Below are 25411 nucleotides of genomic sequence, written 5' to 3' on the forward strand. Positions count from 1 at the left end.
CGTCCGCCCCCTCCACGCAAGAAGAGGAACACACGTCCCATGAACCACGATGTCATTGTGCTCGGGGCCGGCCTCGCCGGTCTCGCCGCGGCCCGGGACCTGAGCGCGGGCGGCGCCGACGTCCTCGTCCTCGAAGCCCGCGAGCGGGTCGGCGGTCGCGTCGAGCAGTCCGTCCTGCCCGACGGACGGCTGGTCCAGCTCGGCGGCGAGGTGGTCGGCCGGGCCCACACCGCCTACCTCGCACTCGCTGCGGAACTCGGGCTGACACTCGTCCCCAGTTACGTCGGCGAGCCCGGCCGGATGGCCCGTGCCACACCCGAGGGGCTGTCGACCGGGGAACCCCCGCACTGGTTCGGCCCCGGCGACGAGGCGGACCATCAGCAGGTCACCGCGGAGTTCGTCGCGCTGGCCCGGACCGTCGACCCGCACGACCCCTGGTCACACGCCGACGCCACCGCCCTCGACAACCTCTCGGTCGGCGCCTGGCTGCGCTCCCGGGGCGCGAGCGCCGCCGTCGTCCGCCTCTGGGAAATAGGCCAGCTCGCTCTCGCCTCCGGCTCCTACGAACGCACCTCGCTGCTCGCCGCACTGCGCAAACACGCCGCAGTCCCCGGGGACGGCCCCTACGACTACGAGGACTGGGAAGGGCTGCGGGTGGCCGAGGGCTCCGCCACGGTGGCGCTCCGGATGGCCGGCGAGCTGGATGGCCGGATACGGCTCGGCGCACCCGTCGAAGAGCTCACGATCCGCCCCGGGCACTGCGCCGTGCGTATGGCCGGCGGAGAGTCCCTGTCGGCCGATGCCGTTGTCAGCGCCCTTCCGGTCGGGCCACTGCGCTCGGTCACCGTGGACGGCGTATCCGACGCGCGTATGAGCTCCCTGCACCGCCAGCGGCAAGCGGTCGCAGCCAAGTTCACCGCTGCCTACGACACATCGTTCTGGCGTCACCAGGGCCTCAACGGCCTCTCGGAGTGCGAAGGCGTGCTCGGCAGCACCTGGCCGCAGAGCGAGGGAATCCTCTCCGCCCTGATACCGCCCGAACGCTACGGCGTACTGCTCGGCATGCCCGCCGCACTGCGCGACCGGGAACTGCTCGGCGACATCGCCCGCCTCTACGGCGACGAGGCGCTGCGGCCCTTCACCTCCTCGTTGCGGATGTGGGGCACCGACCCGTGGACCCAGGGGTACGTCACCCAGTGGAACCCCGGCGACGTGATGGCTGTCGGCCCACTGCACGGCACCCACGAACCTCCCTTCTACGTCTGCGGATCCGACCAGTGGGTGGCCGGATACATGGAAGGCGCGGTCCGCACCGGCCGCGCCACAGCCCGGGAGGTGCTGCGTCATGGCTGACTCTCCCGGCTCTGCTACCGTCCTCAACCACATCGCGGGGAGCGACCGGCCTGCCGCCACCGGAGCACTCATGGAGCTGGTGAACCCCGCGACCGGAGAGGTGCACCGCACCGCCCCTCGTTCCGGCCCTTCGGACACGGACGCGGCCTGCGCGGCCGCCGAGGCGGCGTTCCCCGACTGGTCCCTGACAACTCCGGCTGAACGGCAGCAGGCGCTGCTGCGGATTGCCGATGCACTGGAGGACCACGCCGACGCACTGGTGGCCGCCGAGGTCGGGGACACCGGCAAACCACCGCAGCAGTTCCGGTCGGAAGAGCTCCCCGCGGTCACCGACGCGCTGCGCTACTTCGCGGGAGCGGCCCGGAATCTGCCGGGCACCGCGGCCGCCGAGTACACGCCGGGCCGCACCTCGCTGCTGCGTCGCGACCCGGTCGGTGTCTGCGCCCAGATCACCCCGTGGAACTACCCGCTGATGATGGCCGCGTGGAAGATCGCTCCGGCGCTGGCCGCGGGCAACACGACCGTCCTCAAACCGGCCGACACCACGCCTTCCTCCACCGCCCTGCTGGCGCGGATCGCCGCCGAACACCTGCCGCCCGGCGTCCTCAACGTGGTCTGCGGTGACCGCGACACGGGCCGTGCACTGACCGCCCATCCGGCCGTCCGTCTGGTCGCCGTCACCGGCAGTGTCCGAGCCGGCCGGGAGATCGCCGCGGCCGCAGCGACGGACCTCAAAAGGGTCCATCTGGAGCTGGGCGGGAACGCCCCGGTCATCATCCACGACGACGTGGACATCGAGGCCACCGCCGGCGAGCTCGCGGCCGTCGCGTATTACAACGCGGGCCAGGACTGCACTGCCCCCACCCGTTTCCTGGTGCATGAGCGCATCCATGACGCGTTCCTCACCGCATTCGCCGCGTGCGCGGCACAGTTGCGGACCGGCCCGCCGGACGAGTCACCCGCGGACTACGGGCCGCTCAACAGCTTCCAGCAACTCACTTCCCTGGAAGGCATGTTGAGCCGACTTCCCGGGCATGCGGAGGTGGTGACCGGCGGCACACCGGTGCTGCGTCCAGGCTGGTTCCACTCCCCCACAGTGATCGCCGGTGTCTGCCAGCGCGACGAGGTCGTCCGCGAGGAGATCTTCGGCCCGGCCGTCACCGTGCAGCCCTTCGCCGACGAGACCGAGGCGCTCCAGCTGGCCAACGGTGTGCGGTTCGGGCTTGCGGCGAGCGTATGGACCGCTGACCACGGCCGAGCCATGCGCGCGACCCGAGCACTGCACACCGGAATCGTCTGGGTGAACACCCACGGCACCACGGTCTCCGAAATGCCGCACGGCGGGGTCAAACACTCGGGTTATGGGAGCGATCTGTCCATGGCGGGTCTGTTGGACTACACCCAGGCCAAGCACGTCATGCTGTGAGCGGTGCCGCCCCGGGCGGCCGGTCTCTCGGGGCGGAACTCTCCACCCGGCCCGCACTCGCGGCTGCCGGTCGGTCAGACGACCGCGGGGGCGCCGAGCATCGCGGAAGCCTGTTCGAACGAGTTGAGGCGCGTGGGCGCGGCAGCCTGAGGAAGGCCACGGCAGGTGAAGCCGAGCTGGGTCATGGCCCGGAGGACTTCACCGACGGTGAAGTCGCGGCGGTCCTGGCGTGTGACGACCTCGCCGACCTGCTTTGCGGGGTAGGTGCGGCGGCCGATGATCACGGACTCTCCGAAGACCTGCTCGGGCCTGATGCCCTTCATCGATTCCAGGACGCCGCTCTTGGTGAGGTCGAACGGGAAGCGGGCGATGACACAGCGCATGATGCCTCACAGGGAGAGGAACGAAGGGGGATGGTTCTGCCGCGGATGGGGAGGTTCAGCCGGTGAGGGCGAGGACGCCCAGAGCACTGCCTTGATCGTCGACGACGGGCAGCGCGACGAGCCGGCGGGAGCGCATCGCGTGCTCGGCCTCGGCCATCGAGGTCACGGGCGAGGTGAACGGTCCGCGGTCGCGGAAGATGTCGCGCAGCTGGATCCGGTCCGTGTACGCGGAGCTGTCGCGGACTGCGGCGAGCTGGGCCCGGGTGACCAGCCCGGTGCACAGGCCGTCGTTGTCGCAGACGAGCAGGTGCCCGGTGCGGGCGCCTGCCATGACGGACAGGGCGACCTCGATGGTCATGCAGTCGCAGACCTGCGGTCCGCCTGTGTCCATGGCGTCGGCCGCCGTCCTGTGTACGGGAGTGGCATTCGCCGAGCGGGGCTGCATCTGAATCAGCGTCAAAACGTGCCTCCTGCAGAGATGGGTCGGTTCCTGGTCACGAAGCTTCTAGGCCGCCTCACCGAAGGAGGACTGCCGCACGGTCGCGCGGCTGCGACTTCCCGCCGTGCAGGGCGGCAGCCCGGACACCACTGTTCAGCAGGTCCTGCGTCAGCCGGTCGACGGCGTGCTTGGTGTCCAAGAACATGATCACCCGGCCCTCGCGTGCCGCAGTCTCCGAACCCGTGGAAGGGTCGGCGGAGTGGACGACCGGATCGGTGAGGTAGCGGCGGACCAGTTGGTCGACGTTGCGGTCGAGGGTGGCGGAGAACAGCATCCGCTGGCCCTCCGGGCTGACCTGGTCCAGGAGCGAGGTGACCTGGGGCATGAAGCCCATGTCGGCCATCTGATCGGCCTCGTCCAGAACGGTGATCGCGACCTGGTTCAGTCGGCAGTCGCCGCGGTCGGTGAGGTCCTTGAGACGGCCCGGCGTCGCGACGACGACCTCGGCGCCACCGCGCAGCGCATTGACCTGCCTGCCGATCGGTATTCCGCCGACGATGGTGGCCAGGCGCAGCTTCACCGAGCGGGCATAGGGGGTCAGTGCGTCGGTCACCTGCTGGGCCAGCTCACGGGTCGGCACGAGTATCAGGGCCAGCGGCCGGCGGGGCTCGGCGCGCTGGCCGGCGGTGCGGGCCAGCAGGGCCAGGCCGAAGGCGAGCGTCTTGCCGGAGCCGGTGCGTCCGCGTCCCAGGGCGTCGCGGCCCGCGAGGGTGCTGGGCAAGGTCGCGCCCTGGATCGGGAACGGGACTCTCACGCCTTCGGCGGTGAGCGCGGCCTGAAGCTGCTCGGGCATGACGAGGTCGGCGAACGCCTCGACCGCGGGCAGCGCGGGAGTGATCGTCTCCAGCGGGGCGAAGTCACTCCGGACCGTTGCGGGCCGCTTGCCGTGACCCCCCGAGCGGCTCGGATCCCCCGATCGGTCCGGGACGGGCGTGCCGAAGCGGCCGCCCCGCCCCGAAGCGGCGCCGGTGCCGAAAGCGGGGCCGTCGGTGCGGCGGGAGTGGGAGGAGCGGCCGTTCGTACGGGTGGAATTCATTGAGAACCTTCCTTGATACAGCGCGTATCAAGGAATTCCCGCAGCGGAAGAGCAGCGCGGGGAATCGCAAGAACGAGCCGAATGGAATGCGAAAGCAGATATGGTTTGCAGTGAATCCGGGGCGGGGCGGGGTCGATCAAATGGGTGACGCCATGTGGACGTGAAATCCCGGACGTTGACGCATACAGCTCCGTAGCGGCCCGGATCCCTGGAAGGGGCGGCGGGCGGTGTTGTCCCACAGGTGACACCACTGCCGGAAATGCCCGCAGCTGGGGCCCGCACCCCGAGGGATGCGGGCCCCAGCTGCAAGTGCGCGTCAGCGTCAGGCGAGAACGATGTTCTCGGCCGTCGGGCCCTTCTGGCCCGGTGCGATGTCGTAGGTGACCTTCTGGCCTTCGAGCAGCTCACGGAAGCCATCGGCGGCGATGTTCGAGAAGTGGGCGAACGCGTCAGCGCCTCCACCGTCCTGCTCGATGAAGCCGAAACCCTTGGCCGAGTTGAACCACTTCAGGGTGCCTGACGCCATGCCATATCTCCTTTGGGGCAGTACGCCGGGACCCGCGATGCGTGGATACCGGGCCGCCGCGATGATGCCCCGTCCGGAAAATGACCGGCCGTACGAAAACGCTGCCAGTGGCTGAAAATACCGGCGAAGGCGCTTGAAGTGTTGGGAACCACACCTGCAACTGAGATCGACAGTAGCACGTGGTAGCGGCCCACATACTGTTAATAATTCCACTCTGTCAGTTGCGGTAAAAACACTCCGTACGCGACGCCCCAAACCCTCACCTCGCGGGCAGAGAAATTGAACCACCCGAAGCACAGCGTTTCAGGAAGAGCGGTCGCCCTTCACGGCTCGTAGGCCAGCGCTGTTTCGGTGACACGACCCGTACCACCCGGCCCGAAGAAAGCGGGCCGGGCTCTGCCCAACCAGCCCATGCTGCTTACCGCCGGGGCCTGCGGAGTTGAGGCGGGCGCTGAACGGAACTGCCGGAGCCGGGTCGGCCCGGCCAGGACTCGGCGCCCACGACCTGGGTGACGTCGCGGGGGGAACCGAGGGTCCAGGAGAGCGGGCCACGCAGCAGGCGACCGGGGTCCGACTGCCCCTTCTGCCAGACTCGTTGCATGGCTGAACACAACACGGATCACGGCTATCTGCTGGACAACCAGCAATCGGAGGCAGGGATCCGTTTCGGCGCCCTCAGCGAGTTGTTCGACCCGGTGACGTTCCGACATGTCGACCAGCTCGGAATCACTGCCGGCATGCGGTGCTGGGAGGTCGGTGCCGGCGCTCCCTCCGTACCCCTCGGGCTGGCCGAGAGAGTCGGCCCGGCGGGAGCGGTGGTCGCCACCGACATCGACGTGTCCTGGACCCGGGACATCGCCGGTGGCGTGATCGAGGTGCTGCGCCACGACGTGGCGGCCGACCCTCCGCCGCCCGGCGGCTTCGACCTCGTCCACGCCCGGCTGGTCCTGGTACACGTCACCGATCGCGCCGAGGCGCTGCGCCGGATGGTCCAAGCGCTGCGGCCCGGGGGGCGACTGCTCCTGGAGGACGCCGACCCGGCGCTGCAGCCGCTGTTGTGTCCGGACGAGTCCGGTCCCGAACAACGACTCGCCAACCGGCTGCGATCCGGCTTCCGCGCCTTGATGGCGTCACGCGGCGCGGATCTCGCGTACGGGCGAACTCTGCCCAGGCTGCTGCGCGAGGCGCCTCTGGAGGATGTTCAGGCCGACGCGTACTTCCCGATCACCTCCCCGGCATGCGCGGTCCTCGAAGCCGCGACTGTGCGTCAGATCCGCCGCCTGCTGGTCGCGGAAGGGCTCGCCACCGACGAGGAGATCGACCGCCACCTGGCGAATGTCGCCACCGGACGCCTCGACCTTGCCACCGCCCCCATGATCTCCGCATGGGGACGCCGCCCGTAACCGGTGCTCCTGGGCGAGCACAGGAGCGACCAGCGTCCGTACGGGCCCTTACGCGCCTGACAGCGAGTCGCCCAGCTCGAGCAAGGCATCGCCTCGTGAGGTCAAGCACGCGTACGACTTCGTCCGGTAGCGCGACACTGCTGGCGTCCAGCGTCGAACGCAGCTCGTACCTGATCGGCGTCTTCGCAGTCACCGAGATGAAGGACGGAAGCGCCACTCCGTTGCAGGTGAGCGAAACTGTCCGCATCTCCGCCGAGCAGCGTCAGCGCGCCTACCGGAGCCAGGTCGACTTCGGCACGGAATCGGTATCGCTCCTGGTAGCCGTTGTCGGCGTCTCGTGAGCGAGAGTGCTGGACATCTTCAGTAGTCGCTGTTCATGGCGGCACGCACCCCGGCGAGAGTGGAGTCGGCAACGGCTCTGGCTCGCTCGTTGCCTTCGCGCAGCGTCTCGCGAAGGTAGGCGCGGTCCTGTGCGTACTGGGTACGGCGGGCCCGGATCGGGCCCAGGTACTCGTTGACCGACTCCGTCACGGTCCTTTTCAGCGCGGCAGCTCCTGCCGAGCCGATGTCGTCGGCCACCTGCTGGGGAGTGCGGTTCTGGCAGAGCGCTGCCAAGAGGAGGAGCGAGGACACTTCGGGACGGGTGGCCGGGTCGTAGGTGATGTGACGCTCCGAGTCGGTCTTGGCGCCCTTGATCAGGCGGGCGGTCTCGTCGGCATCGGCGGCCAGGGTGATGGCATTGCCCCGGCTCTTGCTCATCTTGGTGCCGTCCGTGCCGAGTAGCAGTGGGGCATTCGACAGCAGCGCATCGGGCTGGGGGAACACGTCGGCGCCGTTGCCGTAGCGGTCGTTGAAGCGTCGGGCGATGGTTCGGGTGAGTTCGAGGTGAGGTAGCTGGTCCTGGCCGACCGGGACAAGGTTGGCCTTGCAGAAGAGAATGTCGGCCGCCTGATGAGCGGGGTAGGTGAACATCAGACCGCTGACGGAGGACTGCCGTGAGTGGGCGATCTCGTCCTTGACCGTGGGGTTACGGTTCAGCTCGGCGACGGAGACCAGGCTGAGGAAGGGCAGCAGCAGCTGGTTGAGGGCGGGAACGGCGCTGTGCGTGAAGATCGTGCTGCGTGCCGGGTCCACGCCGATGGCGAGGTAGTCCAGTACCAGTTCCTCGACATGCCCGGTCAGGTTGTCCGCCACATCGCGATCGGTCAGCACCTGGTAGTCCGCAATGATCACGAACATCTCCACTCCGAGGTCCTGGAGCCGTACACGGTTGTGGAGGGTGCCGAAGTAGTGGCCCAGGTGCAGACGCCCCGTTGGACGATCTCCTGTCAGGACACGGAATTTGCCTGGGTCCTTGAGGATCAGCTCTTCCAGCACCGCACTGCGGGCCTGCGCTGCGGACGTCCCGAGCTCGTCGGCGGCGGAATCGGAGGACGGGACGTCGGCGCCTGCGGACCGAGGGGTGGTGTTCACGGGGTCTCCTGGTGGGTCGGTATTGCCGTCAGGACGACACGGCCCCAGAGCCAGAAAACACGAAAGGGCCGTCCGTCCGAACGGCCCGGTCATGCATGAGAGGCGGCCGCTCCTACAAGGAGCGCCACCAGCTCAGACATGAAGAAAGGTGCATGAGCGCATCTTAACGTCCTGGCTGCAGATCCACGCGGAACCGGAGGGTTCCTCGCCCTGCCGTTCTCGCGACCAACGGCAGACAGTGCCGGCTTCCATGGATGAACGCCGTCCCGACGCTCCCACCAGACCGCGGTACGCCAGGTATGAAGGAGGCCGATGCCCAGTATCAGCTGAACGCCCAGGCCGATCAGCGGCCAATGGTCGACGTATGCGCCTCCCAGTGCCACCAGGAGAACGAAGGCCGCACACGAACGCAGCCTCGCCGCAACCGAAGGGTCCGCTGCTCGGTCGACTCCAGCACCGACACATCTTGGACCGCCACGGCGCAGTTGAACGCACGCAGCTGACGCGGCCGGGACACCAGTAGATTGACCGCCCAGAGCAGCGCCAGAACGTCAACGCCGCCGAACTGAACGCGCCCAGCAGTGCCGGAGAGCCTCAGATCATCCATGGTGGAGAAGATCAGCACGTCCGCGGCAATCCCCGCCCGATCCCCGCCAAGCCCTCTCCCAGCTCAGCAGCAACAATCCGCACAAGCGGCGGCGCACCAGCCTTGAATGTTTCGCCCTCCCCCGTCGCGACCGTACTGCCATCGAACATCGCCCACACCTGTCCAGGGCTCACGGTGCCTCCTTGGCCGCACGGGAGACGTCTGAAGTGAAGGCCCCTGGCGTCTCCTTTTGTCAGCCGCTTTGTCAGCTGGTGTCAGCGAACCCAGACCATGGGGCTGCCGGAACCCGGGCTCGAAAACACCGAGCCCCACCCGACCCCTGAAGGGCGGGGCGGGGCTCGGTTTGGTGTGGGCCCGATGAAGTCAGCCCGCAGCGACGTGTTCAGCCCGCTCTACATCCGGGTGCAGGTGAATTCCGTACGGCTCGCACCGTCGATGTGGACGATCTTCAACGTGCCCTTGGCGTATGTGACTTTCAGTTCCTGGCCCGTGTCGGCGGAGCTGCCGCCGGGAGGCTGCCACGGAAGCAGCAACGACTCGGTCCGACCGACCTTGCCGGGCACGTGAAGTGCGGCCACCTCGACCAGTTCGTCCAGGTCATTGGGAGATTCCGGACCCTGGATAGCCAACTTGCTGCCCAGGAGGGCCCATTGCCCACCCCACGAGGAATCCTGCCCGTCCTTACCGATGGTCCAACTGCTCGCCGTGATCTCCGCGAGGACGGTGCCGGCCGAACCGTTGCCGGCCGGGATGACCTCGACCCGCCACTTGCCCAGCACAAAGGCACTGAAGGCCTGCCCGACAGGACCGGTGCCCGCCCCGGACGTGCGATCAGCGTCCTTACTGTTGTCGTGATCCGTGCGGCACGCGGCAAGCAGCGACGCGCCCACACCGATGGCCAGGTATCGCAACGCGGTACGTCGGCCCACCGCCTGGGTCACGGCCCGCACCTGACGTATGCCGGACGTGTTCTTCATCGCCCATCCCCCGATGAATCGATGCAAGATCAACTAGGCAGCCTACACTCACGTGAGGACGCCCGGGTCGCGGAGTACAGCGCGACCCACGACATCTGCGGCATCGTCAGGCGGCATCCGCCAGGAGTACTCCGCAGGCTTGTGCCCATGAACGGCGGCCCCCCGGCCAACGGTGGGAGGGCTCTGCCGAGCCGCGCCGGCGGAACGCTCCCGTAGCCGAGGCGTCTACTTCACCGTGTTCATCGGCGCCCTGCCGGATTTGGCAACCGGCACCAGACGCCCGTAGGCGAGCGCACAGGCGGCAAGCGCAGCCGGGATCTGGAGGGTGAACAGGCCAAGGGTCAGCCTGATGAAACCGAAGTCCACTGCCTCACCGAAGCCGTTACCGGCAGAGGTGGCGACGGACACCACCAGCAGCACCACGGTGTACACCGTGGCATCCAGGACGGCGGTACGCCACTGCGACAGTGCCGGCAGCCACAGGCGCGCGGCGCTCAGCGCGATGACCGCACAGAACACAAAGAGCAGCGTGTCCGAGCCGTAGAAGTCGGCCAGCCCTGCGGCGGTGTGCTCGGAGACGATGAGCACGAGGAAGCCCACGACCGCCTGGACCGCCAGTGAGGCCAGAGTGACGGTTACTGCATAGGCCACGGCTCTGCGCCACGGTGTGATCACGGCCCCCCCTGGGCTTCCGGATGGCCGGCGCGTTCTCCGGCCCCTCCCGGTCATTGTCCCACCAGCAGGACGTCGGGAATCAGTGGGGCTCACGCCGCATTGAGCTCGCCCTGCGCGTTCGCGGTGGCCGTCACGCGACCTGCGGTACGGCGGCGGGCGAGATACCCCGATATCACGTAACCGGCGATCAGCAGGACGATGAGAGCGACGGTTTCGGTGGTGCCCCATACCCAGGTGGAGAGGCTGACGTCCTTGACAGGGAGCTTGGGCAGATCGTCCGCCGCGATGGTGGAGTGCTTGGCGATACCGGCTTGATATGCCTGGTTGCGGGCTGATCCGTGGAGGAAGGGTGCGACGAACAGGACCGCCAGCCCGAGCAGGGTCTCGACCGCGACCGTCACGGGGAACTTCCGCACGAGGATGGCGTACAGCGGGCGCTCGTCGCCCGCGGCACGCAGCGCGTCGATGCGCGGGTGCAGCCAGAACTGATTGAAGGCGCCGATCAGCAGAAGGGTGCCGAACATCAGGATCTTCACTCCGAGCACGCGCCCGTACATCGTGGTGAGGAGCTGCGAGAGGCCATCCACATGCTCCCAGTAGAGGAACAACCCGGACAGTGCGATCGCACCGACGCAGCTCATCGCAGCGGCTGAGAAGCGGCGGATCGCCGGGGCCCAGAACGCACCCCGGTCGACGGGGGCGATCGCGCCCGGGAAGGCGAGCAGCAGCAATCCAGCCAGGCCGCCGATCCAGACGGCCCCGCCGAGCAGGTGCATCATCCACATGAGGGTCTCGAAGATGGTCCGGCCCCAGTCGTCGGGCACCGCATCCGGGAATCGGGTGGTTCCGAGCGCGATCGCTCCGGCACAGAGCCCAGCCGCCAACAGCCAGCGCCGGGCTGCACTCGCCGCAATCCTGCGGACGGCAAGCGGAGCGACCAGCGCCGCGGCGACCAGAACGAGAACTACTTCCAGCCCCGACAGGCGGCCGTCGTTGCTGCCGTCGAACAGCGAGTTACCGGCCGCTGCGTAGTCGTAGCCACCGCTCGCCGACGCCGCATGGGCAACGCCGGTCAGCACCGCAGGCACGGCCAGAAGCCCCAGGACAGCCGCGACTCGGGACAGCCGTGCAGTAACAGCGGCCAGCGTGTCCGATCCGGCAACCCGGGCCGCGGGGCCCGCGGCCACCAACGCAAGGGCGATCAGGCCGACAAAACCCATCAAGGCCGTCCAGGTCGCCCATGACACGGCGCTGTCCTCGAACGGGCCGAGAGGGGTCGATGGCGCCGCCATCGCGGAGAAAGGCACGCCGTGGGGCATCTGACCGGGTAGGGGCATGGCTGGTAACCCTTGCTCGCATCCGACTAACAGGATGCTTAGGTTAGGCATGCCTAATTTACTTGGTCAATGTGACCCATCCGACCGGCGCGGCGGTGAACGGAACCCGTCCGGCCAACGTATGTCCAGGACCCATCAGGGCTGTCCTGACCGGAACAGGCCCCTTTTTGCCGCTGACCGATGAGTCGCGCCGGTCCCAGCGGTCTGCCGTTCATATGAATGGCGGTGCATCCGAGCCCGCCGAACCAAGAAGGAGGACACGGCCATGGGCAGGGTCGTCGTGATCGAGCATCTGACACTCGACGGTGTGTTGCAGGCTCCTGGGCACCCCGACGAAGACCGCCGGAAAATCGCTGTCGCCCGTGCCCGCCGGTGCATGACACCCCACCGCGGCACAAGCACCACGGCCCGCCCGCCGGCCCCGAAAGGATCCGCATGACCGACCGCGCGAACAAACTGCCCGTCCCAGCGCCCTCAGACCTGCCCCAGCTGCCTTTCCTGGGCTGCGGATACCTCGGTGCGACCTATGCCGTCTGCTTCGCCGAACTGGGCTGCCAGGTCCTGGGCGTTGACACCGACGCCACCAGAATCGCCAAACTGGCTCAGGGACAGCTCCCGTTCCACGAACCCGAACTCGACAGTCTGCTGGAGAGCAACCTGCACAGCGGCCGACTCAGGTTCACCACCGACTACCGGAGCGCCGCAGACTTCGGCGACGTGCATTTCGTGTGTGTCGGCACGCCCCAGCGCCCGGGAACCGACGACGCGGACCTCTCCTATGTGGACGCAGCAGTGCGTGAACTGGCACATCATCCGTCCAAGCCCGCCCTCATCGTCGGTAAATCCACCGTCTCGGTCGGCACGGCGGCACGGCTCGCCCGGCTGGTCGAGGAAACGGTTCCGCCGGGCGTACGGGCAGAGGTCGCCTGGAGTCCCGAGTTCCTTCAGGAGGGCCGCGCGGTCGAGGACGTGCTGCGCCCTCATCGCATCGTCTTCGGCGTGGACGGCGAGTGGGCCGAGACCATGCTGCGCGCCGCCCATGCCCGGCTGCTCGAACTGGCCGAAGTGGAAGGCCGCGAGGTGCCCGTGGTGGTCACCGACCTGCCCACCGCGGAGCTCACCAAGGTCGCCGCCAATGCCTTCCTCGCCACCAAGGTGTCCTTCATCAACGCGGTCGCCGAGGTGTGTGAGGCGACCGGCGCTGATATCGCCCATCTGACCCGGGGCATCAGTCTCGATCCGAGGATCGGAGGCCATTTCCTGAAGGCAGGTCTCGGCTTCGGCGGCGGCTGCCTCCCCAAGGACATCCGGGCCTTCCGCACCCGTGCCGAACAGGTGGGGGCCGGGCCGGCGCTGCGCTTCCTCGGGGAAGTGGACGAGATCAACGAACGCCGTCGTGCCCGGGTGCTGGAACTGGCCGTCCAGCTCCTCGCGGGCCGCGACGCGGCGGCTAGGGCTACTGCGGGACGTCCCCTGATGGGGGCAAGGATCTGCGTCTGGGGCTCGACCTTCAAGCCCGACTCGGATGATGTGCGGGATTCGCCGGCGCTGGACGTGGTCGGCCGCCTCCTGGGCGCCGGGGCGGAGGTCACCGTCTACGATCCGCGCGGCATGGAGAACGCCCGGCGCGAGGTACCGCAGGCGCTGTACGCGACCAGCGCCGACGAGGCTGTCACTGGCGCTGATCTGCTCTGCGTACTCACGGAGTGGCAGGAGTTCTGTTCGGCTGATCCCGCTCGCGTGGCGAGGCTTGTCGCGGGCTGCCGCGTCGTCGACGGACGGAACTGCCTGGATGCCACGCGCTGGCTCGGAGCCGGCTGGGAATACCGGGGAATGGGCCGCCTCTCGGCCGCCCGCCCGCCCTGAACGGCCGTACAGTCCACGGTCGTTGGTGGTTGACCGAGCGCCGGTTGACCACCGGTTGCGCTTCCAGGGCGGGAGCGAGAGGAAGATCAGCACACGCGACCGCACCTGGTCTGTCATTGACGGTACATGGGGGCGGGCGGAAGGGAGCGGGTCCGCCCGTCGAAAGCCGAAGCATGAAGCCGTCCCCCGGCAGCGCACTGTGTGTTCAGCCGAACGCGGTGCCATGAGCAGTCACGGCAGCACCGCACCCGGCGGCTTCGCCACCGGCTGGGGGGGGAGACCACATTGCAGGAATTCGGCCGACCCGCTGGATTGTCCAGCTACCGCACCAGGCACGGTCGATTGGCGTCGAACTCCCAGCCGGGGACGAGCTGCCGCATCGCTGTGGCGTCGTCGCGAGCTCCGAGCGTCTTCTCCCGGTAGAGCTCGTGCGCCGCGAGGAGCCGGTCCATGTCGAGCCGGACACCCAGGCCTGGGGTGTCGGGGACGGCGATCTCGCCGTCGACGATACGCGGTGGGGCGACAGTGAGCCGCTCAAGACCCTCCTGCCAGATCCAGTGCGTGTCGAGGGCGTTGTACGCGCCGGGCGCAGCGGCTCCGCAGTGCGTGACCATGGCGAGCGAGATGTCGAAGTGGTTGTTCGAGTGACAACCCCAGGTCAGACCCATCGCGTTGCACAGCTGCGCCACCCGCACCGAGCCCTGCATCGTCCAGAAATGCGGGTCGGCCAGCGGGATGGAGACCGACTGGAGGGCCAAGGCGTGGGTCATCTGCCGCCAGTCGGTGGCGATCATGTTGGTCGCGGTCGGAAGGCCCGTCGCGCGGCGGAACTCGGCCAGGATCTCCCGCCCGGAGTAGCCCCCCTCGGCGCCGCAGGGGTCCTCGGCGTACGCGAGGATGCCGACGAGGGGCGTGCACAGCTCGACGGCCTGGCGCAGCGACCACGCCCCGTTCGGATCGAGGGTGATCCGGGCGTCGGGAAAGCGGTGCTTGAGCGCACGTACGGCCTTGACCTCCTCGGAACCCTCCAGGACACCGCCCTTGAGCTTGAAGTCCCGGAAGCCGTACAGCGCGTGAGCGGCTTCTGCCTGCTGGACGATCGCCTCCGGCGTGAGGGCCTCCTCGTGGCGGATCCGGTACCAGTCCACGTCCGATTCGGGCTCGCGTACATACTCCAGGTCCGTCCGGCCGGGATCGCCCACATAGAAGAGATAGCCCAGCACCCGGACGGCGTCCCGCTGTTGTCCGTCGCCCAGCAGCGCAGCGACCGGCACGTCGAGGTGCTGCCCCAGGAGATCGAGCAGCCCGGACTCGACAGCGGTGACCGCGTGGACGGTGGTGCGCAGGTCGAAGGTCTGGGCGCCGCGTCCGCCCGCGTCGCGATCGGCGAAACGGTCCGCGATCGCACTCAGGACCCGCTTGTAATCGCCCACCCTCGCACCGAGCACCAGGGACCCGGCGTCACGCAGCGTCTGTGTGATCGCCTCCCCGCCGGGGACCTCGCCGAGACCCGTACGGCCCTCGGAGTCCTTGAGAACCACGACGTTCCGCGTGAAGTAGGGGCCGTGCGCACCGGAGAGGTTCAGCTCCATGCAGTCCCGGCCTGCTACCGGATAGACGGAGAACTCGGTGACGGTCGGCTGCTGTGTCATTCTCATCAAAATCCTTAGTTACGGGGGTTGACGCGGGTTCCGCGATCAGAGAGCGAGAACGTCCAGGGCCCACTCGACCGCCAGAACTCCTCCCAGGCCGAGGACGGCGAGCACCGTCGTGTAGGTGGTCCGGACCTTGATCGCATCAACGACCGACAGGTTGAAGTACTCCTTGAACAGCCAGAATCCGGGATCGTTGACGTGCGAGAAGGCGATGGAGCCGCAGGACACGGCGAGCACCATCATCTCGGCGTGCGTCCCGCTGCCCGAGATGAGCGGCAGCACCACGCCGGAGGCTGTGACGACGGCTACCGTCGCCGAGCCGAGGGCGATGCGGAGGATGACCGCGATGAGCCAGGCGAGGATGATCGGCGAGATGGACCAGCTGTCGGTAACCTCCTTGATGTAGTCGGAGATCCCGCCTTCGACCAGGACGTTCTTGAAAGCGCCCCCTGCGCCGATCACCAGGAGAATCATCGCCATCGCCTGTGCCGCCGAGGTGCAGGAGGCGTTCACTTCGGCCAGGCTGCGGCCGATCCGCGGCCCGAACGCCCAGGCCGCGAGGGCCAGGGTCAGCAGCAGCGCGATGGGCGCCGAGCCGATGAACGCGACCAGATGCAGGAATGGGGTTTCCGCGGAGGTGACCAGATCGGTGACCGCCGCACCGGCGATCAGGACGACCGGGAAGAGAGCCACGGACAGCGACCAGCCGAGCCCGGGCATCTCCTCATCGGTGAACTCGTGCTCATTGACGAGGCCCTTGGGGATCTGGGGGTCCATCGCCCTGATGAACGGCAGGCGCGGCCACACGAGGGCGACGAGCGCACCGGCCGGGACGGCGATGAACAGGCCGTAGAGGAGGGTCAGCCCGATGGACGCGTGGAAGGTGGATGCGACTGCTGTGGGGCCGGGGTGCGGAGGCAGAAAGCTGTGCATGGTGGACAGGGCGATCGACATCGGCAGCCCGACCCAGAGCAGCTTCGATCCAGTGACCCTCACCAGAGTGAACGCGATCGGCACGATGATGATGAAGGCGACCTCGTAGAACATGGTCACGCCGATGAGCATCGAGGTGACCACCATGGCGACTTGAACCCAGCGGGGGCCGAAGGCATCGAGGAGCTTGCCGGCTATGCGCTGTGCGGCACCGGAGTCCCCCATGACGCGGCCGACCATCGCGCCGAGTCCGATGGTGAGCATCGTGTCACCGATCTGGCCACCGATACCCTCTGCGAGGATGTCCGGGATCTTCTCCAGAGGGATCCCCTGGACGACGCCGACGCCGACCGCCACGAGGAGCAGGGCGGCGAAGCCGTTGAGTTTCAGCTTGGTCATCAGGAGCAGCAGAATCAGGACGCTGATTCCGACTACGAGCAGTGGCATGGCAGTTCCCCTTTGAACTGTGGGTCGAGCAGGTGGCGCACATGTGAGGCCGGCCGGGGCCGGTCCTCTACGGATTGCGCTCACCAGCGGGTGACGGAGGCGGCAGGGGCTCGCAGGCCCCTCATCAGTGAGGTCGCCGTGGGCCGTGGGCCACCCGGGACCCCGTCAGTCAGGTCGGCGTTCGGCTCCGCCCAGGGCGGGCCAGCCGTGGACGGCCTTCTCCAGGCCGGCGGGGCCGGACGGCCCCGGGCCGTGGTGCGGCGCCCTCCCCTGATGGCCGGCCGGGAGGTCTCGCAGCCGGGCGGCGGTCTCGGCCGGCGAGAGCACGTATCCCGGCGTCCGTTCCCGCAACTCGACCAGCAGCGGCGGTGCGACCCTCTGAGCCGGCCGCACCCCCCGCCCGGCGTCCGGGCTGATCCCTGGCATGAATGACATCCCTATATGCAGATGGCGTCTACGTATGAGAATGGAGGCTAGATTCGTGAACCTCGCAGGTCAATAGATGCGCCAGCGGTATTTACGATGGGCGCATGCCGCAGAGCACAGGGGTCCCTGGAGTGAAGTCCGCGGCGCGCACTGTCGCCCTGCTGGAACTGCTCGCCGACCGCGGCGACCGGGCGTCCCGCCTTGACGAACTCGCCGCGGACCTGAGCGTGCCGCGCAGCAGCATGTACCAGCTGCTGCAGACCCTCGTCGACCGTGGCTGGGTGCGTTCGGACACCACCGGTTCCCTGTACGGCATCGGGATCCGCGCCCTGCTCACGGGTACCAGCTATCTCGACAGCGACCGTCACGCGCGGATGGTCCGTCCGTACCTCGACGAGGCCTCAGACGCGCTCGGGGAGACGATCCACATGGCGCGACGTGACGGCTCCGACGTCGTCTACCTCGTGACCCGCGAATCCCACGAGTACCCGCGCACCATCAGCCGCGTCGGCCGCCGGATCCCGGCGCACGCCAACGCCCTCGGAAAGGCACTCCTCGCGGAATACCCCGACGCCGGACTTCCCCTGCCTGAACTACCGTTGCGCGCCCTCACCGAGAACACGCTCACCGACCCGGCCCGCTTGATCGCCGACCTGGCGGCCGTGCGGGAGCGGGGCTACTCCATCGAACGTGAGGAGACCGTGGCCGGTATCGCGGGTTTCGGGTTCGCCCTGCACTACGGCAGCCCGGCCATCGACGCCATCAGCTGCTCGGTCCCGGTGCACCGGCTCACCAGGGATCACGAGGCCCGCATCGTCTCCGTCATGCGGGACGTGCAGACGAGGATCGAGACCCTGCTGCCGCCTTCGGCCGGGGACCCCGACTGGCGCTGACCCCGAGCCGGGGTCCGAGATGTGCGCAAGAGGCCGCTGGCGCCCACGCCCGCCTGCGTGCGGGAAGCTCACGGCATATCACCGGCCCTCGGTGAAACAACGCCATGCATGTTCCCCTGCCGGAGACATGGATGACCACGGGCCGGCGAACCAACGACGATGCCCTCGCGGTACGAGCCGACCGTCAGCGGACTGCTTCAGGCCGCCCTCACAGCCCCATCCCGACGGCCCGGGTTGACGTGTCCAGTCCGTCGTCCGGTGGAGCAGGCGCGGTGGGAGCCTCACCGAAGCGGGCCAGAGCGAGCGCGCCGGCCACTGCCACCACGAAACCCGCAACGGCCGGCCACTCCAGACCGTCCCTGGTCCGGTCACCGAGCCAGACCACACCGACCAGCGCTGGTCCGATCGTCTCGCCGATCACCATGCCCGCCGTCGCCGTGGTCACCGAGCCTCGCTGCAGTGCGGATGTGAGCAGCAGGAAGCCTGCTCCGCCACCTGCGAGCAGGGCGTACAGCGCCGGGTTGGTGAGGTCCGCGGAGTCGATGAGCCGCACCGCCACCTCGACCACGCCGAAGCCGGTGCCGGCGCCGAGACCGAGGGCCAGGGCGCGGCTACTGCCGGGGAGCCTGCCCGCCACAGCGCCGACGAGCAGCACGGCGAGCGCGATACCCAGCATCGACCAGCGCAGCGCCGTCGACCCGGTCAGGTCGCCCTCGGCTCCCGAGGCGAGTCCCAGCATCCCGAGTCCCGCGCACACGACACCGACGGCGCCCCATTCGCGACCGGCGACGCGGACGCCGAGTACGCGGGACGCCACCACCGCGGTCACCGCCAGGCTGGCGGCGAGGGCGGCTGCGACCTCATAGATCGGGATGGAACGCAGGGCGATGATCTGGAGGACGAAGCCGAGACCGTCGAGGCCGAGTCCCAGGATGTAGCGCCACTGGCGGATCGCGCGCAGCAGCAGCACCGCGTCCAGGCCCGAATCCCTTCCGGGCGTGGACGCAACGGCCGCGGCAGCCTGAAACACGGAAGCCGTGCCGAAGCAGACCGCGGAGGCGAGTGCACAGATCATCCCGGGGAGCACGGGAGAACTCTATGCGAGACGCACGGGCGGACCGCGGGCGCACTGCGTCAGGAGCGACGCGTATCCACCACTGCCGGCCCGAGAACCTGAGCGGCCCCGGCCGTCTCCCTGGCCCTCCACCGGCGCGGGCGGAAGGAACGGAAAGGACCAAGGCCGCTGCGGCCCATCATCAGCAGAGCATCGGCCACTTGCTGCGAGGCCAGGCGAGCACCGCGAAGATCTGCGCGACGGCGCCCTGCTGGATCGCCTGGGTGGTGCCGTCGGCATCGAACCGTACGAGGCCGGTCCGGGGGTCGCGCAGCGTCGACCACACATGGTCGGCGTAGGCGGCCATCGCCCGCTGGTACGTGTGGCCGCCGTCCACCGACTCGAGCAGGAGCAGGTTCTTGAAGAAGATCGAGTTGAAGTACGGCGGCTGCTTGAGCAGACGTCCCTCGGTGACGAAGTAGGTGTAGGCGGCCTCGGCGACCTGCTCGGCGCGGCGCAGGTACGTGCGGTCGCGGGTCACCCTGTAGAGCAGGACGTTCACGCCGATCGGTACGCCCTGGTTGTAGGACCAGAAGGTCTGGTCGATCGAGCCCTTCAGGTCGAGATTGTCCCAGTACAGGCCGCTGGGGCTCCGCAGATGGGCGTTGGTCCAGTCGTAGAACCGCTTGGCGGAGTTGAGATAGCCGCGTTTGCCGGTGATCTGGTAGAGCCGGAGCCCCAGTTCGGCGGCCGGCATGTTCGACACGGTGTTGCGGGCCTGGCTCCAGTCGGCCTGCGTCCAGAAGACACCCCCCGGATCGGCATGGCTGGAGTCGGTGTCCCAGCCCGACTCCACGAGCTTGAAGATCTGCTCCGCCCGCGACAACGCCGCCCGGTCGCCGGCCTGCAGGTAGCGCTGGACCTTCGCCAGCCCGACCCATTCGTTGTCGTCGTACAACATGTCTCCACCCGATCCGTAGGGACCGACGGGATAGGAGTCGTAGCCGGGAAGCCCGGTCGTTCCGCCGACCGGGTTCCAGTAGTGCTCCTGAGCCCTGGAGACCTCGGTGAGCTTCGCCTCGTACCGCCTGTCCACCATCGATATGTCGAGCGCGGCGATGTGGACCTGAGAATGCGGCCACTCATAGGAGTACGGGTTGTCACCCGCTGCCGCAGGATACTGCTCGCGAAAGAGCCCCGAACCGTCAGTGGTGCCGAAGTAGTTCTCCAGAGCGGCATACGCGGCGGTGGCGCGTGCCGCAGATTCGGCTCGGGGCGACGTGGCCGACCGGCTCAGGTCAGGGGAGGCCGCGGAAATCGTACCCGCGGCGAGGACCGCGAGGATGGTGCCCGTCAGAACGAACCGTGAATGACGTGAGCGCATGGATGATGTCTCCGTTCGGAACGCCCCTCGGGGCTTGAAGGCAATCGGGATGTCGCTTTCTGCTCCGGCGCTCGTCGCTACCCCCCGGACACGGCGGCATGGTGCGTGCGCCTGGGGTGCGCCGCGACCAGTACGCCAGGAGCGCCGGCCTGGGTGCGCCGGTCACGGGCATGGGGATATGCGGCCGGATCCCCACCGGACCAGCGCTCCCCCGGGCGGTTTGGGGCATCGCGGCCCCGTCCAGATGCTGTTCGCCTGCTGGACGGCGAAGGCACGGTATGTGCCGTCGCCTGTGGTGTCGGCGAGGTCCATCACGCAGCGCATGAAGATCCCCTTCTCACGACGCATGACGGCTCCCTCCCTGTTCGGATCGATCAGAGAATTGACAACGTTGTCAGCCCGGGCGTCGAGGGGACGGTACGGATCTGATCCACCGTCAACGGAAGTGACACGCCGATCAAGGCTCAGGCAAATCTCAGGCGGTGTCCTCGGACGACTCGGGAGGGCGGGTCCCTCCCGGTCAGCCGGCGGAGTGCCCCGGCGTCACCGGCTCCGACGGAAGGCTGATGGTGAAGCACGCTCCGCCCTCGGGTGATGTTCCGGTGATGTCGATGCGCCCGGTCAGTCTCAGAACGAGGCGGTGCACAATGGCCAGGCCGAGGCCGCTGCCGACGGGCCTGCGATCTCGGTACCGGTCGTGCAGCACGCCGCGCTCGAAGGCCACGGCCACATCCTCGGGGGTGAGTCCGGGGCCCCCGTCGCGGATCTGGAACTCCGCGCCGGCCGGCATGTGGCGCAGAACGAAGACGAGTTGGCGTCCGGACGGCGTGACGCGCAGCGCGTTCTCCGCGAGGCCGTCGATGACCTGCCGTACCCGGAAGCCGTCCGTTCGGACGGTCATCGGCCTGCCGGGCCCGTCGTACCGGAACCGTACGTCCTTCTCCGTGCACCGCACGGCCCAGGTCCGCGCCGCCTGGGCGAACAGGTCGTCGAGGTCGATCGGCTGGGCGTCGAGGCGGAAGTCGTCCGCCTCCAGGCGGGCTAGATCGAGGAGGTCCTGGACGAAGTGTTCTAGGCGGCGGCCTTCCGAGAGCATGATCGCGCCGACCGAAGCGGTGTCGTCCGGTGCGATGACGTCCTCGGTGAGCGCTTCCGCGTAGCCGAGGATTGCCGTCAGTGGTGTGCGCAGTTCGTGGGACACGGACATGAGGAAGTCGTGCTGCTGTTTCTCGCTGCGGCGGAGATCGCTGTCCAGAGCGGTGAGCGCCTCGGCCAGTTCCGCGATTTCGCGGTGCCGCCCGGGTTCCGGTGTCACACCTCGTTCTCCGCGGGCAAGCCGACGGGCAGACGACGCGGCTCGCCCGATCGGCCGGGTGATGCGCCGGGCCAGGAGGCTTCCCGCCACGGTGGCTCCGACCAGTCCGATCGCCGCAGGGAGCAGCAGAGCCCGGCGCGTTCGGTCGGCGGCGTCCTCCACCGTCGTGAGGGGCTGGGTCAGCACGATTCCGCCCCCCGTGTCGGTGGGTGCGCCTTCCAGCAGCACCTGTTCGCCGTGGAGTTCGCCGGTCTTTGACACCCCTCGCCCCGAGCGGAGTGCCTCGGCCGTATCCGAGGCCACGGCGGCGGCGGACGGGCCCGACGCGTGACCCGCCGCCGGTACGAACGCCATGCGGATGCCGTTGTAACCGGCGAGCCGCTGCTCCTGGTTGAGGAGGGGTACGGACAACAGCGGATAGCCGGCCAGCACCTTTGCCTGCCGGGACAAGGTGCGGCGTTGCTCGGATTCGGTGCTGGAGCGCACGAGTTGCCATGCGAATACGCAGGTCAGCAGAGCGGCGAGGGCGGCGACGAAAGCGGTTGACGTGATGATCGCACGGTTGAGGGTGCCGCGCCGCTCGACGGTATCTCGGCGGGGGCACTTCCCCTTGAGGCGGACGATGCTCACCGTTCGTCGGTCGCGCTGTAGCCGGTGCCGCGGTGGGTGCGGATGGGGCTGGCCTCACGGAGTTTGGCCCGCAACTGCGCTACGTACACGTCCACCACGCGTTCGTTGTAGTCGCCGTACCCCCAGACATGGGCCAGCAGTTGCGCCCGGGTGAAGACGGTGCCCGGCTGCTCCGCCAGACACGCGAGGAGATTGAATTCCGTGGCCGTCAGTTCCACCGGTGTGCCGTCCGTGGTGACGGATCTCTTCGCCACATCGATGCGGACGCGCCCCAGGCTCCTGACCGTGCCGCCGGTGGCGGTGATGCGCGAGCGGCGCAGGACTGACTTCACCCGGGCCACCAGCTCGTGTGGCGAGAAGGGTTTGGTGACGTAGTCGTCAGCTCCCAGTTCCAGCCCCAGTACGCGGTCGGGCTCGTCGTCGCGGGCCGTCACCAGGAGGACCGGAGTCCAGTCGTACGCGTCCCGCAGGGCCCTGCAGACGTCCATTCCGTTCATTCCGGGAAGTGCCACGTCCAGGATGACGGCCACCGGCTTCAGCCGGTGAACAGCGCGCAGAGCGGTTTCCCCATCGGTCTCGACATGGACGGAGAAGCCCTCACGCCGGAGGTAGAGGGATTCCAGGTCCGCTATGTGCTTCTCGTCCTCGACAATCAGCACCAAGCCTTTGCCATGGGCTTCCACGGTCGGTTCCCTTCCGTTCATGAGCGCACGTGTTCCACGATTCTCCTGCTCGCCGAACCTGTGCGGAGCCACGTGACGGCGTATCGGCGGTGATCCTTGCACTCCCCGAACACTGCTCTGACGGGGTCCGAACGCAGGACGCACACAATCTCGCACATGGCTACCGCCCCCTCCTCCGTGACGTCGGACGGCGACTCCCGAGCACCGCAACCGGTATCCAGGCTGTACCGGATCGGAAGCTGGTGTGCCCGTAAGCCCTGGCGGGTCCTCACCGTCTGGCTCTTTGTACTCATCGCGTCCGTCGCCGCCAACCGCGCGGCAGGCGGTACGTACGAGGACGACTTCACCCTCCGCGGCACATCCGTCCAGAAGGGAGCCGATCTCCTCGCCGAGCACAAGTCCCTGGCCGGGGGTACGTCCGCGCCGATCGTGCTGCACACCAGCGGTGGCACACTCACCGCCCACCGGGAGGCCGTGGCGCAGGCGTCCAGCAAGCTCGGAAGCCTCGGTCATGTGCTTTCGGTCTCCGACCCCTTCAGTACGCATGGTGCACTGTCCGGGGACCGGACGACCGGATACATCTCTGTCCGCTTCTCAACGAACCCCGCCACCTTCGACAGGAGTTACCTCGACTCGGTCGACGGGGCAGTGGCGGCCCTGCGTTCCGATCATGTCCAGGTGGAGTACGGCGGTCAGCTGGGACTGCTCGCCAAGCCCAAGGGGGGCGGGCACCTGTCGGAGATCATCGGTCTGGGGGTCGCCCTGCTGGTACTGCTGATCGGTTTCGGAAGTATCGCCGCCGCACTCCTTCCGCTGATGAGCGCGGTCGTCGCCGTTCTGTGCGGTGTCTCCTTGCTGGGGCTGCTCGCCGCGGTGTTCACCTTCGGAGCTGCCTCTCCGACGCTTGCGGTGATGATGGGGCTGGGCGTCGGTCTCGACTACGCGCTGTTCCTGACCACCCGCTTCCGCAAGTTCCTGCACGACAGTCCCGACGCGGTCACGGCGGTCGCCCGTACCGTCTCGACCAGCGGCCGGGCCGTGCTCGTCGCCGCCCTGACCGTCGCTCTTGCCCTCGCCGGGCTCTACGCGTCGGGCATCGTGTTCATCGGTACGCTCGGTGCGGCGGCCGGCATCACCGTCGTGGTGTCGGCGATCGCCTCCCTCACTCTGACCCCCGCGCTGCTCGGCCTCGCCGGCACGAAGATCGACCGATGGCACGTTCGCCCCCCGGTCGACGAACCCGGCACCCAGGACGACATCTGGGCGCGGTGGGCAACGGGAGTGAAACGGCGCCCGAAAGCCTGTCTGGCCGCGGGCCTGATCACGCTCGGTGTCCTCGCCGTCCCAGCCGCCTCGATCGATCTCGGCCACCTGGACGCGGGCACCGATGCGACCAGCACCACCAGCCGCCACGCCTACGATCTGATGGCCGGCGGCTTCGGCCCCGGCTCCAACGGCCCCCTCACCGTTGTCGTCCGGCCCGGCCACGGGCAGCGCCCCAGCCGGACCGATCTGGCCGCACTCGGGGACACCGTCCGCAGCACCGTCGTGGACACCGACGGCGTGGCCTCCGTGGGCCCTGCCGTCGCCAGCCCTGACAACGCCCTCCTCGCACTCAACGTGACACCGTCGACCGGCCCCCAGGACGACGCCACCGCCGCCCTCGTACACACCCTCCAGGACGAGACGCTCCCCGACGAGGCCGGCAGCGGCGGCGCGCGCTTCTACGTCACCGGGACGACGGCCGCGCAGGTCGCGTTCACCGACATCGTGGTCGAACGCCTCCCGTTCATCATCGCCGTGGTCGTCGGCGCCGCGTTCCTCCTGCTGCTCGTTGTCTTCCGCAGCATCGTCATCGCGATCAGCGCCGCCGTCCTCAACGTGCTTTCCATCGCCGCCTCCTACGGTGTCGTGGTCGCCGTCTTCCAGTGGGGCTGGGGCGGACGGTGGACAGGAGTCCGCGAGAGCGTTCCCATCGAGTCCTACGTCCCGATGATGATGTTCGCCATCGTCTTCGGCCTGTCCATGGACTACCAGGTGTTCCTGCTGTCCCGGGTCCGGGAAGCGTGGACCCTCACCGGGGACAACGACGCCGGCATCGCGACCGGGCTGAGCGCCACCGCCCGGGTGATCACCGCAGCGGCACTCATCATGTCCAGTGTCTTCCTGGCCTTCCTGCTGTCCGACAACATCGTCGTCAAGATGCTCTCCCTGGGCCTGGCCGCCAGCGTGATCATCGATGCCACGGTCGTCCGTCTCCTGCTCGTCCCGGCGACGATGTACTTGTCCGGGGGCGCCAATTGGTGGATCCCGCGATGGCTCGACCGCGTTCTGCCGCACTTCGACCCCGAGGGGCCCCCTCCGTTGACCGGCGCTGATGAAGCGGTCACCGCATCCCCCAGCGGAGCCATCTGATGCGACGGAAGCCTG

23 protein-coding genes and 1 pseudogene are annotated in these 25411 nt (G+C 68.4%); 7 read left to right on the plus strand and 17 right to left on the minus strand.

From position 1 onward, the window contains the following. The first annotated feature begins 39 nt into the window (after positions 1-39). Both OHS16_RS00975 and OHS16_RS00980 read left to right on the plus strand, forming a co-directional pair. The gene (locus OHS16_RS00975) at positions 40-1353 is read left to right on the plus strand and encodes a flavin monoamine oxidase family protein (RefSeq protein ID WP_328535203.1); all 1314 of its coding nucleotides are present in this window, start codon (positions 40-42) and stop codon (positions 1351-1353) included. After that, the gene (locus tag OHS16_RS00980; protein WP_328535204.1) at positions 1346-2779 is read left to right on the plus strand and encodes an aminobutyraldehyde dehydrogenase; all 1434 of its coding nucleotides are present in this window, start codon (positions 1346-1348) and stop codon (positions 2777-2779) included. Before OHS16_RS00975 ends, OHS16_RS00980 begins: the two co-directional genes overlap by 8 nt. 74 nt (positions 2780-2853) lie before the next feature. Here the strand turns inward: OHS16_RS00980 and OHS16_RS00985 are convergent, their stop codons facing one another. From OHS16_RS00985 to OHS16_RS01000, 4 genes and pseudogenes are all read right to left on the minus strand, one after another. After that, entirely contained in the window at positions 2854-3162 is a 309-nt protein-coding gene (locus OHS16_RS00985) for an SCO5918 family protein (RefSeq protein WP_328535205.1), read from the minus strand. Positions 3163-3217: 55 nt separating this feature from the next. Next, positions 3218-3622 carry a CBS domain-containing protein gene (locus tag OHS16_RS00990; RefSeq protein WP_328535206.1) on the minus strand — a complete coding sequence of 135 codons (405 nt, stop codon included), beginning with the start codon at positions 3620-3622 and terminating at the stop codon, positions 3218-3220. A gap of 82 nt (positions 3623-3704) precedes the next feature. Continuing rightward, positions 3705-4697, minus strand: a pseudogene (locus tag OHS16_RS00995) (DEAD/DEAH box helicase); the annotation flags it as partial. Positions 4698-5019: 322 nt separating this feature from the next. After that, the gene (locus OHS16_RS01000; RefSeq protein WP_328535207.1) at positions 5020-5223 is read right to left on the minus strand and encodes a cold-shock protein; all 204 of its coding nucleotides are present in this window, start codon (positions 5221-5223) and stop codon (positions 5020-5022) included. 599 nt (positions 5224-5822) lie between these two features. On the opposite strand from OHS16_RS01000, the gene OHS16_RS01005 reads away from it, so the two are divergent. Together OHS16_RS01005 and OHS16_RS01010 are read left to right on the plus strand one after the other, a co-directional pair. Beyond that, positions 5823-6626, plus strand: a complete 804-nt coding sequence (locus OHS16_RS01005; protein WP_328535208.1) for a methyltransferase domain-containing protein — start codon at positions 5823-5825, stop codon at positions 6624-6626. A 95-nt stretch (positions 6627-6721) separates the two neighbouring features. Next, positions 6722-6967, plus strand: a complete 246-nt coding sequence (locus OHS16_RS01010) for a hypothetical protein (RefSeq protein WP_328535209.1) — start codon at positions 6722-6724, stop codon at positions 6965-6967. A 19-nt stretch (positions 6968-6986) separates the two neighbouring features. Here OHS16_RS01010 and trpS read toward each other — a convergent pair whose 3' ends face one another. From trpS to OHS16_RS01035, 5 genes are all read right to left on the minus strand, one after another. Next, complete coding sequence (trpS, locus tag OHS16_RS01015; RefSeq protein WP_443042534.1) at positions 6987-8099, minus strand: tryptophan--tRNA ligase; 1113 nt, start codon at positions 8097-8099, stop codon at positions 6987-6989. A 343-nt stretch (positions 8100-8442) separates the two neighbouring features. Then, positions 8443-8724, minus strand: coding sequence for a hypothetical protein (locus OHS16_RS01020; RefSeq protein ID WP_328535210.1), 282 nt, complete (start codon positions 8722-8724; stop codon positions 8443-8445). Positions 8725-9098: 374 nt separating this feature from the next. Further along, positions 9099-9716, minus strand: a complete 618-nt coding sequence (locus tag OHS16_RS01025; RefSeq protein WP_328535211.1) for a hypothetical protein — start codon at positions 9714-9716, stop codon at positions 9099-9101. Positions 9717-9908: 192 nt separating this feature from the next. Beyond that, entirely contained in the window at positions 9909-10334 is a 426-nt protein-coding gene (locus tag OHS16_RS01030) for a hypothetical protein (protein WP_328535212.1), read from the minus strand. Positions 10335-10447: 113 nt separating this feature from the next. After that, a complete protein-coding gene (locus tag OHS16_RS01035; RefSeq protein WP_328535213.1) occupies positions 10448-11650 on the minus strand; it encodes a copper resistance D family protein in 1203 nt (400 codons plus the stop codon). Between the two features lie 480 nt (positions 11651-12130). On the opposite strand from OHS16_RS01035, the gene OHS16_RS01040 reads away from it, so the two are divergent. After that, complete coding sequence (locus OHS16_RS01040) at positions 12131-13561, plus strand: UDP-glucose dehydrogenase family protein (protein ID WP_328535214.1); 1431 nt, start codon at positions 12131-12133, stop codon at positions 13559-13561. 320 nt (positions 13562-13881) lie between these two features. Here the strand turns inward: OHS16_RS01040 and OHS16_RS01045 are convergent, their stop codons facing one another. From OHS16_RS01045 to OHS16_RS01055, 3 genes are all read right to left on the minus strand, one after another. Beyond that, complete coding sequence (locus OHS16_RS01045; protein WP_328535215.1) at positions 13882-15213, minus strand: enolase C-terminal domain-like protein; 1332 nt, start codon at positions 15211-15213, stop codon at positions 13882-13884. Between the two features lie 45 nt (positions 15214-15258). Then, complete coding sequence (locus tag OHS16_RS01050; protein ID WP_328535216.1) at positions 15259-16596, minus strand: gluconate:H+ symporter; 1338 nt, start codon at positions 16594-16596, stop codon at positions 15259-15261. Positions 16597-16761: 165 nt separating this feature from the next. Beyond that, on the minus strand, positions 16762-17022 hold the full coding sequence (locus OHS16_RS01055; protein ID WP_328535217.1) for a hypothetical protein: 261 nt from the start codon (positions 17020-17022) through the stop codon (positions 16762-16764). A gap of 104 nt (positions 17023-17126) precedes the next feature. Between OHS16_RS01055 and OHS16_RS01060 the strand changes: the two genes are divergently transcribed. Then, positions 17127-17915 carry an IclR family transcriptional regulator gene (locus tag OHS16_RS01060; RefSeq protein WP_328535218.1) on the plus strand — a complete coding sequence of 263 codons (789 nt, stop codon included), beginning with the start codon at positions 17127-17129 and terminating at the stop codon, positions 17913-17915. Positions 17916-18123: 208 nt separating this feature from the next. Here the strand turns inward: OHS16_RS01060 and OHS16_RS01065 are convergent, their stop codons facing one another. The 5 genes from OHS16_RS01065 to OHS16_RS01085 all read right to left on the minus strand — a co-directional run bounded on the left by OHS16_RS01065 (position 18124) and on the right by OHS16_RS01085 (position 23002). Further along, positions 18124-18990 (minus strand): hypothetical protein, encoded by an 867-nt coding sequence (locus OHS16_RS01065; protein ID WP_328540671.1) that lies wholly within the window; start codon positions 18988-18990, stop codon positions 18124-18126. 181 nt (positions 18991-19171) lie between these two features. Continuing rightward, the gene (locus OHS16_RS01070) at positions 19172-20353 is read right to left on the minus strand and encodes a glycoside hydrolase family 76 protein (RefSeq protein ID WP_328535219.1); all 1182 of its coding nucleotides are present in this window, start codon (positions 20351-20353) and stop codon (positions 19172-19174) included. A 162-nt stretch (positions 20354-20515) separates the two neighbouring features. Further along, entirely contained in the window at positions 20516-20701 is a 186-nt protein-coding gene (locus tag OHS16_RS01075; RefSeq protein ID WP_328535220.1) for a hypothetical protein, read from the minus strand. 172 nt (positions 20702-20873) lie between these two features. Then, complete coding sequence (locus OHS16_RS01080; protein ID WP_328535221.1) at positions 20874-22298, minus strand: HAMP domain-containing sensor histidine kinase; 1425 nt, start codon at positions 22296-22298, stop codon at positions 20874-20876. Then, entirely contained in the window at positions 22295-23002 is a 708-nt protein-coding gene (locus tag OHS16_RS01085; protein WP_328535222.1) for a response regulator transcription factor, read from the minus strand. Before OHS16_RS01085 ends, OHS16_RS01080 begins: the two co-directional genes overlap by 4 nt. 135 nt (positions 23003-23137) lie before the next feature. Between OHS16_RS01085 and OHS16_RS01090 the strand changes: the two genes are divergently transcribed. Then, complete coding sequence (locus tag OHS16_RS01090) at positions 23138-25396, plus strand: MMPL family transporter (RefSeq protein ID WP_328535223.1); 2259 nt, start codon at positions 23138-23140, stop codon at positions 25394-25396. The last annotated feature ends 15 nt before the right edge of the window (positions 25397-25411 follow it).

The sequence above is a fragment of the Streptomyces sp. NBC_00344 genome (assembly GCF_036088315.1).
GTDB lineage: Bacteria > Actinomycetota > Actinomycetes > Streptomycetales > Streptomycetaceae > Streptomyces.